At 72.6% G+C, this 1127-nt stretch carries 1 protein-coding gene; it reads right to left on the reverse strand.

Annotated features, from left to right (window positions below):
* On the reverse strand, positions 1-1127 hold a 1127-nt coding region (locus F3J15_RS37390; protein ID WP_166897829.1), incomplete at both ends, for an amidohydrolase family protein.

The raw sequence follows: 1127 nt of genomic DNA on the forward strand, positions 1-1127 counted from the left end.
GCCGTGCCCGTTCGCACCGGCCGCAGGCGTGCCGCCGCCATCGGCGACCGGCGACCATCCGGGGCTGACGGGCGGCGGCGGCGGCGCGAGCGACGCAAATTCCCGTTCCGCGTGCACGACCTTGCCGTCGACGACCGTCAGCACCGACGACAGCTGCGGGATGCGCGCCGTGTCGATCGTGAAATAGTCGTCGCTCAGCACCGCGAAGTCCGCGTAACGGCCGGGCACCAACGCACCCTTGCGATGCTCGTCGGCGGAAAACCATGCGCTGCCGACCGTGTAGCGGCGCAGCGCCTCCATCCGGCCGAGCCGGTTGCGCGCCGGATACAGCACGGTGCCGCCGACGCTGCGCCCCGACACCATCCAGTACAGCGCGACGAACGGGTTGTAGCTCCCCGCATCCAGCGCGCCGGAGCCTGCCCCGACCGGCAGCCCGGCCGCGAGCATCGCGCGGATCGGCGGCGCGCGCGTCGCCGCGGCCGCACCGTCGCGCGCGATGAACGCTTCGCCCTGGAACGCCATGCGCGGCTGCACGGTCACGCCGCCGCCCAGCGCCGCCACGCGCGCGATGTTCGCATCCGACATCGTCTCGCACCGGTCGAAACACCAGCGCAGCCCGGCGAACGGCGTATCGCGGTTCACCGCCTCGAACACGTCGAGGAAGCGGCCGATCGACTCGTCGTAGGTCGCATGCAGCCGGAACGGCCAGCGGTGACGGACCAGCAGCCGGACGATGGCGGTCAGTTCCGCTTCGACCGACGCGGGCAGTTCGGTGCGCGGGTCGAGAAAATTCCCCAGATCGACCGCCGAAAACAGCAGCCGCTCGCCCGCGCCGTTCGCGCGCAGGAACGCATCGCCGTCGCCGGGCGCGGTCAGCGCGATCCACTGCGCGAAGTCGTCGATTTCCCGGCCGGCGTGCCGTGCGCCCAGCGCGTACGCGATGCGCGTCGTCAGTTCGCCGCGACGTGCCAGCGCGATGACCGCCGCGTAATCGTCCGGATACGCAAGACCGTCGCCGCCGGCGTCGATCGCGCTCGTCACGCCGACGCGGTTCAGCGCGCGCATGAACTGCCGCGTCGAGTTGACCCGGTCGGCCGCGCCGAGCACCGGCGCGCGCGCGAGCGCCG

Origin of the sequence: Burkholderia sp. Ap-955, assembly GCF_011753045.1 — a bacterium.
Lineage (GTDB): Bacteria > Pseudomonadota > Gammaproteobacteria > Burkholderiales > Burkholderiaceae > Burkholderia > Burkholderia lata_D.